The organism is uncultured Agrococcus sp., from assembly GCF_945915485.1.
Taxonomy (GTDB): domain Bacteria; phylum Actinomycetota; class Actinomycetes; order Actinomycetales; family Microbacteriaceae; genus Agrococcus.
This window is the reverse complement of record NZ_CAMEFJ010000105.1, coordinates 1-7,602: the sequence shown is the minus strand read 5'-3', so window position 1 is coordinate 7,602 and position 7,602 is coordinate 1. Positions and strand designations below refer to the sequence as shown.

Annotated in this window: 7 protein-coding genes and 2 tRNA genes; 4 read left to right on the top strand and 5 right to left on the bottom strand. The window is 63.7% G+C overall.

The window, feature by feature from the left end:
* Positions 1 to 305 precede the first annotated feature (305 nt).
* Positions 306 to 379 (bottom strand) — tRNA-Gly (locus tag Q0O95_RS12460).
* A 118-nt stretch (positions 380 to 497) separates the two neighbouring features.
* Here Q0O95_RS12460 and Q0O95_RS12455 point away from each other — a divergent pair.
* The 4 genes from Q0O95_RS12455 to Q0O95_RS12440 all read left to right on the top strand — a co-directional run bounded on the left by Q0O95_RS12455 (position 498) and on the right by Q0O95_RS12440 (position 3,322).
* Positions 498 to 571: transfer RNA gene (locus Q0O95_RS12455), tRNA-Pro, on the top strand.
* Positions 572 to 604: 33 nt separating this feature from the next.
* Entirely contained in the window at positions 605 to 1,927 is a 1,323-nt protein-coding gene (gene tig, locus Q0O95_RS12450) for a trigger factor (RefSeq protein ID WP_293699204.1), read from the top strand.
* A 118-nt stretch (positions 1,928 to 2,045) separates the two neighbouring features.
* Positions 2,046 to 2,657: an ATP-dependent Clp protease proteolytic subunit gene (locus Q0O95_RS12445; protein WP_293699201.1), complete on the top strand. Its 612-nt coding sequence runs from the start codon at positions 2,046 to 2,048 to the stop codon at positions 2,655 to 2,657.
* On the top strand, positions 2,657 to 3,322 hold the full coding sequence (locus tag Q0O95_RS12440) for an ATP-dependent Clp protease proteolytic subunit (RefSeq protein WP_293699198.1): 666 nt from the start codon (positions 2,657 to 2,659) through the stop codon (positions 3,320 to 3,322). Before Q0O95_RS12445 ends, Q0O95_RS12440 begins: the two co-directional genes overlap by 1 nt.
* A gap of 62 nt (positions 3,323 to 3,384) precedes the next feature.
* Here the strand turns inward: Q0O95_RS12440 and Q0O95_RS12435 are convergent, their stop codons facing one another.
* The 4 genes from Q0O95_RS12435 to Q0O95_RS12420 form a co-directional block, all read right to left on the bottom strand.
* Complete coding sequence (locus Q0O95_RS12435) at positions 3,385 to 4,572, bottom strand: hydroxymethylglutaryl-CoA synthase (protein ID WP_293699196.1); 1,188 nt, start codon at positions 4,570 to 4,572, stop codon at positions 3,385 to 3,387.
* Positions 4,569 to 5,639: a hydroxymethylglutaryl-CoA reductase gene (locus Q0O95_RS12430; protein ID WP_293699193.1), complete on the bottom strand. Its 1,071-nt coding sequence runs from the start codon at positions 5,637 to 5,639 to the stop codon at positions 4,569 to 4,571. Before Q0O95_RS12430 ends, Q0O95_RS12435 begins: the two co-directional genes overlap by 4 nt.
* A gap of 114 nt (positions 5,640 to 5,753) precedes the next feature.
* Positions 5,754 to 6,416 (bottom strand): response regulator transcription factor, encoded by a 663-nt coding sequence (locus tag Q0O95_RS12425; protein ID WP_293699191.1) that lies wholly within the window; start codon positions 6,414 to 6,416, stop codon positions 5,754 to 5,756.
* The coding region (locus Q0O95_RS12420; protein WP_293699188.1) for a histidine kinase at positions 6,409 to 7,602 on the bottom strand (1,194 nt) is incomplete at its 5' end. The genes Q0O95_RS12425 and Q0O95_RS12420, both read right to left, overlap by 8 nt.

Genomic DNA, 7,602 nt, shown 5'->3' with positions numbered 1-7,602 from the left:
GACATTCGGGAAAATCCATACATTCGGCACGGACGGCGCTTGCGCCGCTCGGCACAATTCTCGGAACGAAGAGACAAGGAAGTCTAATGGAGCGGGTGACGGGCGTGAGCGTCCTGTGGACGGTCACGAAGGAATGCGTTGGCGGCGCTTGCGCCGCTCGGCACGATTCTCGGAACGAAGAGACAAGGAAGTCTAATGGAGCGGGTGACGGGCGTGAGCGTCCTGTGGACGGTCACGAAGGAATGCGTTGGCGGCGCTTGCGCCGCTCGGCACGATTCTCGGAACGATTGCTCTGTCGAAGACAATGGAGCGGGTGACGAGAATCGAACTCGCACCGCCTGCTTGGAAGGCAGGAGCTCTACCATTGAGCTACACCCGCGGGTGTCCTTACCGGACCGCACCACTCTACACGGAAATCGGATGGCTGAGAAACCGTGTGCGCGTTTGCTCTCAGTTAGCGCTAGACTTGCGCGGGTGCCCGAAACGCACATCGACCTCGGGGCGTAGCTCAGCTTGGTAGAGCGCCCGCTTTGGGAGCGGGAGGTCGCAGGTTCGAATCCTGTCGCCCCGACTGCACACGACCGTAAGCAATACAAGGAGAATCGTGAAGACTGAAGTCGAGAAGCTCGACGAGACGCGTGTGAAGCTGAACATCTTCGTCACGCCGGAGGAGCTCCGCCCTCACATGGACGACGCCTACAAGCAGATCGCCGAGCAGGTGCAGGTTCCCGGATTCCGGAAGGGCAAGGTTCCCGCGCCGATCATCGACCAGCGCTTCGGCCGAGAGGCGGTCATCTCCGAGGCCATCAACGCCGGCCTCGATGACTTCTACCGTGCCGGTGTCGCCGATGCCGACCTGCACCCGATCGGTCGCCCCAACGCCGACATCGAAGAGGTGCCGGACGCCAAGACCATGACGGGTGACCTGAAGCTCGTCGTCGAGGTCGATGTTCGCCCCGAGTTCGACATGCCGGCGCTGGAGGGTCGTACCGTGACGGTCGAGGCTGCAAGCGTTTCGGACGACGAGATCGAGGAGGAGCTCACGCAGCTCCGCACGCGCTTCGGCACGCTCGTGACCGTCGACCGTCCCGCGGCGAAGGGCGACTTCGTGCAGTTGGATCTCGAAGCGAAGATCAACGACGAGGTTGTCGACACCGCCAGCGGTATCTCCTACGAGGTCGGCTCCGGTGAGCTGCTCGAGGGCATCGACGACGCGGTTGAGACGCTCACCGCAGATGAGGAGACGACGTTCTCGTCAACGCTCGTCGGAGGAGACCGTGCCGGTGAGGAGGCGGAGGTCTCCGTCAAGGTCACGGCTGTCAAGGAGCGCGAGCTGCCCGAGGCGGACGACGACTTCGCGCAGATGGCGTCGGCTCAGGACACGGTTGAGGAACTCCGCGACGAGCTGAAGCAGCAGGTCGCCCGTCGCAAGACCATGGGGCAGGCAGACGAGGCGCGTAAGAAGCTGCAGGAAGACCTCATCGCTGACGCGAACATCCCGACCCCGACCAAGATGATCGAGGACGAAGTGCACCGTCACCTCGAGGGCGAGGGTCGTCTGGAAGACGACGAGCACCGCGCAGAGGTCGCCGAGCAGACCGAATCGGTCGTGAAGAGCCAGATCCTGTTCGACCGCATTGCGGAGGACAACGACCTGCAGGTCTCCAACGAGGAACTGCAGCAGTACATCTTCCAGATGGCCAGCCAGTACGGCATGGGCCCGCAGGACCTCGTCGAGGCGCTCGAGCAGAACGGCCAGTTCCCGACGGTGCTCGCAGACCTGCTGCGCGGCAAGACGCTGTCGTACGTGCTGAGCAAGAGCACGGTCGTCGACAGCGACGGCAATGAGGTCGACATGAGTGACTTCGTGCCGAGCTTCGATGTGGCCGAGCCAGAGGCTGAGGGCGAAGAGACCGAGAGCAACTAGCCGAGCATTTCGGCGAGACGCTGAGCACGAGGGCGGGTGCGCCTGCGGCGAACATTGCCGCGCAGCGCCCGCCCTTTTGCCTAGTGTTGTTTCATATCGAGACGATAGGAGTTCTGACGTGGCTGAACCCATGATGCAACCGACGGTGTTCGACCGGCTGTTGCGGGATCGCATCATTTGGCTGGGCGAAGAAGTCCGCGACGACATGGCAAATGAGATCTGTGCGAAGATCCTGCTGCTCGCCGCGGAAGACCCCAACAAAGACATCTACCTGTACATCAATTCACCCGGTGGCTCCATCACCGCGGGTATGGCCATCTACGACACCATGCAGTTCGTGCCGAACAACATCGTGACGGTGGGGATCGGCATGGCTGCGTCGATGGGCCAGTTGCTGCTGACCGCAGGTACCCCCGGCAAGCGCTACATCACACCGAACGCACGCGTACTGCTGCACCAGCCGCACGGTGGATTCGGTGGCACGTCGAGCGACATTCAGACGCAGGCCCAGCTGATTCTCGACATGAAGAAGCGTCTCGCGGAGATCACCGCGGAGCGCACGGGCAAGACGGTTGAGCAGATCAACGCCGACGGTGACCGTGACCGCTGGTTCAACGCCGAAGAGGCACTCGAGTACGGCTTCGTGGATCATCTGCGTGAGTCTGCGACCGACGTCGCCGGCGGCGGCGGCACCGACCAGGACGGCAAGAGCCAGGAGGGCGACAACTGATGGAGACTCCCACGTTCAAGGCGGGTGGAGACGCTCTGCAGATGCCGGGATCACGGTACATCCTGCCGAGCTTCGAAGAGCGCACGGCTTACGGGTACAAGCGCCAGGACCCCTACGCAAAGCTGTTCGAGGACCGCATCATCTTCCTCGGTGTGCAGGTTGACGATGCTTCAGCGGACGACATCATGGCGCAGCTGCTCGTGCTCGAGTCGCAGGACGCCGAGCGCGACATCGTCATGTACATCAATTCACCGGGTGGTTCGTTCACGGCCATGACGGCGATCTACGACACCATGCAGTACATCCGCCCTGCCGTGCAGACGGTGTGTCTCGGTCAGGCTGCTTCTGCAGCTGCCGTTCTGCTCGCAGCGGGGGAGCCGGGCAAGCGCCTCGCGCTGCCGAACGCGCGCATCCTCATCCACCAGCCCGCAACTTCGGATGCCGGCCGCGGTCAGGCGTCCGACATCGAGATTCAGGCTCGCGAGGTGCTGCGGATGCGCGAGTGGCTCGAGCAGACGCTGTCTAACCACTCGAAGCACGACATCGAGCGGGTTTCGAATGACATCGAGCGCGACACGTTCCTGTCTGCGGATGAAGCACTGGAGTACGGCCTGATCGACCAGGTGCTCACGAGCCGAAAGCAGGGCGCGATCGACGCCGGCTAGGGCCACGACTCACGAAGAAAGCGCCGAGACACGGGAAACCGGTCTCGGCGCTTTCGCGTCCCTTAGCTTCGCTCGTATCTCCTGGCCCGATTCCGAATTCCGGCGAAGCGGAACGGCGATGCGGTCACCCGTGGCGTCTCCAGATCGGATGCACTGGGGTGCTCCGCGCCGTGCAGCTCCCGGTAGTCGGCGATCTCGAGCGGCACTCTTGCATCCAGTGTTTCGGCAGTGCGAGCGGCATCCCGCTTCTCGTCGTAGCCGGGCTGCACGATACCGGTGAAGAACTCGCTGACGCTGCCGGAGCCGTAGCTGAAGAACCCCAGGCGCTTGCCCGCCAAGTTCCGATCGTGGTCCAACAACGCCGCGAGAGCAGCATAGAGGGATGCCGTGTAGCTATTGCCGAGACGCCGGTTGTAGCGGGAGCCCATCGCGAGCCCCGTTTCCCTCTCCTCCGATGCCTCGTTCTCGTCCAGCGCGGTGCTGAGCCGTGCGCCGGTGACTTCTGCGAGCCGTTGCTGCGCCTTCTTCGCCATCTTCGTGAACGGTTGGTGGTAGAGCACGCGATCGATCTCTTCGATGCCGGGGCCTCCCCGTTCGGATAGGTCGCTCCAGGCGGCTGCGAGGGCATCCAGGTATGCCGAGACCGAAAGCGCTCCGTCGACGATCGCTGTCGATGAATCGTTCGGCCGCCAGAAATCGTCGACGTCCGCTGTCGCGATACCGTTCAGCGGCTCGATCTCGACGAGTGCCGGGTCGGCGGCCACGAGCATCGCAATCGCCCCAGCTCCCTGCGTGGGTTCAGCTGCGGAATCCAGCTCGTATCTAGCAACATCGCTCGCAATGATGAGGACGCGTTCGTCAGGGTTTCTGCTGACGATACCGATCGCCGACTGCAGCGCAGCGGTTCCTGCGTAGCACGCCTGTTTGAACTCGACGACGCGAACGCTGGACGGCAGGTCCAGCAGTGCGTGTGCGGAGACTCCCGCGGCTTTCGATTGGTCGACACCGCTCTCGGTTGCGAACAGGAGCGTACGGATCCCGTCAGTGCCGTTGCGCTCGAGAATCGGGAGCGCTGCGGCTGCGCCCATCGTGACGATGTCTTCGTCGGGAGCGGGCACGCTCATTTCCGTCTGCCCGAGCCCGAGCACATATTTGGCCGGCTCGATGCTCTTGGATTCAGCCAGCAGACTGAGGTCGACGACGTGGTGCGTCGTCGCGAGCTCGAGGTCGTGGATACCGATTGCGGTCATACGTCGGCACCGCCCTTACGCTCCATGAGCAGATGTGTCGCCATGAGTTCTCCCGGATTGGTTTGGGCCGCGAGCAGTGACAGCTCGCCGCACAGTACGGATGCTGCGATCAGGGCCGAGAGTCGTCGTGCGTTCGCTCCCGCTTCCCGCTCTTCGCGGCACCCAATCCGTTCGAGTGCGTCATCCACGTGCGGGAGATCCTTGCCGTTGCCGATCGTGCCCACGATGAGATTCGGCAGCGTGCAGGAGAAGTAGAGGCCGTCCTGTCGTTCTTCCGCGTAGGTGATGCCCTGCGAACCTTCGACGATGTTGGCGGCGTCCTGACCGGTCGCCAGGTAGAAGGCGAGCAGCATGTTGGCGTAGTGCGCATTCGCAGAACGCAGCGCGCCCGCGATCGTGCTGCCGACGAGATTCTTGCGGACCACGAGGTCCGTCATGCGAGAGGCGGTCGTTCGAAGTCGCCGATCGACGACCTCGTGGGGGAGCAGCAGTTCAGCGACGACGTTCTTGCCCCTCCCGCGGATCCCGTTGACTGCGGTCGCCTTCTTGTCGGAGCAGAAATTGCCGGAGATCGAGCCGTAGTCGAGGCCCAAACGCCAGGAGAGTATGCGCTCCATAAGCGCGTCGGCGGCCTTCGTCGCCATATTGTGCCCAGAGGCATCTCCCGTCAGGAACTCGAAACGGACGAAGAGCAGGTTGCCGACGATCTCCGAATGCACTTCGAGGAGCCTGCCGTGGCCGCTGCCGGCCGACACGACCTCCTGCAGCTCTGCGAGCCGGTCATCGATAGTGCGTGCGGCGGCAGTCGCTACGACAGCGTCCTCTGCGACGAACAACGTGGAGCGCGTCATTCGCTCGTCGACCACGACGGTGCGGATGCCGAGGGGCAGTTCGCGGGAAATGCTCGCTCCCCGCCCGACTGAGGGCCAGAGCGGTGTCTCGTAGGTTGCAAGAGGAACCGAGACCTCCTCGTAAGGAGCATCTTTGGTTATCGCGTCACCGCTGACGCGCAACGGGCCGACCCAGCGGGTAGGAATCGCAGTCGTGGTCGATGCAGCTTCGTTCACAGCCTGTCCTTCTGGGTCACACGCGCTTGTGCGAGAGCCCCGTTCGTAGATCCAAGCTCCTAGTCTAGGCACGCCCCGTGTCACTCTGCAGCATAGAACCCTGCGCCGAGGCGATTACTCCTCGTTCGCCAGGCCCATTCGATGCGCGAGAATGACGGCTTGCACTCTGTCGCGCGCATCCAGTTTCGTGAGCACACGGCCGACGTGCGTCTTGACGGTCGACTCGCTCACGAAGAGGCGTTGCGAGATCTCGCCGTTCGTCAGTCCTTTCGCCATCGCTACGAACACCTCGCGCTCGCGCTCGGTGAGTTCATCGAGCAAATGCGACCCGGGGTTCTCGGCAGGCAGGTTCTTCCCGAACAGATCGAGCATCCTGCGCGTCACACGCGGTGAGAGCACCGCTTCACCGGCGTGTGCGGCCCGGATGGCCGAAGTGAGCTCCTGCGGATGGGCATCCTTCAGCAGGAATCCGCTCGCCCCGGCACGCACGGCGGCGAAGGCGTACTCGTCCAGGTCGAACGTCGTGAGAACGACAACGCGGACGGCAGGGAAGCGCTCGATGATGCGCCCGGTTGCTTCGATGCCGTCCATGACGGGCATACGAACGTCCATGAGCACGACGTCCGGGCGTTCTGCGGCGACCAAGCGCATCCCCTCCTCGCCGTTTTCCGCCTCTCCGACGACATGGATATCGGGCTCGGCCTCCAGCACCATTCGGAAGCCCATGCGGATCAGCTGTTGATCGTCAATCAACAGCACGCGGATCTGATCACTCACTCGGTCGCTCCTTCGGTAATTCTGCGGATATCCGCCAGGTATTGGCCGGTTCCGGCCCCGCACTGAACGTTCCGCCCAGCGCGGTGACTCGCTCGGCGAGCCCCTGCAGGCCAACGCCAGAGCCCCGCGATCTCGGTTGCGACCCGACGCCATCGTTTTCGATGCGAACGCGGATGCGGTCACCCGAATAGTCTGTCTCAACCCGTACGAACGATGCGTCCCGGCTGTACCGCATCGCATTCGTCAAGCCCTCCTGCACGAGTCGAAGCACCGCCAACTGCTGCAGGTCGCTGCCTTCGGGGGACCCCGTGACCGTCAGGGATGCAGGGACCCCCGCGGAGCGCGCTGTGGCGACAACGTCGCCGGGTCTGAGGTCGATCGTGGGTTCGCGTGGAGCCTCGGCTTCCTCGGGGCTCTGCTCCGAGCGCAGCACGCCGAGCATGACGCGCATCTGGCCCAGAGCATCCCGCGCAGTGTCCGCTATCGCCCTGTTGGCACGACGCGTCTGCTCGAGATCCGTGCTCGCGTGCGCACCCTCGGCAAGCGTCACGACAACGGCGAGAGAGTGCGAGACGATGTCGTGCATCTCCCGAGCGATGCGAGTTCGTTCAGCAGCGGATGCGAGCTGCGCCTGCTGATCCCGCTCTCTCGCGAGCTGGCGAGAGCGGTCGATGAGCGCTTCGACGTAGCGCTTGCGGCTGCCGACGTTCACGCCGATCAACGCTGCGACCAGCAGCAGGAAGGCGGTGCCCACAGTGAGCGAAACGGCTTCGCTCAACGCGAACGTGCTCGCAAGCATCCAAACGACGGCGATGGCGATGGTGACCGAGACGGCCGTCACGAGGGTCCACATCGCCGCGCGATTGCTGCGGTACACGGCGACCGAATACAGCGCGAGGGCGGGTGCTATACCGGTTATGGCTGACGAGAACACGGGATCGAAGACGACGATGGGGGAGAACGCGAAGACGAAAACCGTCAACGGATGCCGTCGCCGCCAGAGCAGCGCCACCGATGTGACAACAGCCAGTAGCCAACCGATCGTGGCCGAAAGCGGCCCCGACGGGGTCTCCGCGCTGAGCAGGAGAAAGGTCGGCAGACCGAGCAGAAGGGTGAGCAGTACGAGGAGGATGTCGGCGAGCCGGGGATGCCGGGCCCAGAACCGCCGGACCACGCCCGGCGGTCG

Excerpts from the sequence above, each read along its gene's own strand:
- Q0O95_RS12435 (WP_293699196.1), bottom strand. The coding sequence starts at position 4,572 with ATGACCGCAATCGGTATCCACGACCTCGAGCTCGCGACGACGCACCAC.
- Q0O95_RS12440 (WP_293699198.1), top strand. The coding sequence starts at position 2,657 with ATGGAGACTCCCACGTTCAAGGCGGGTGGAGACGCTCTGCAGATGCCG.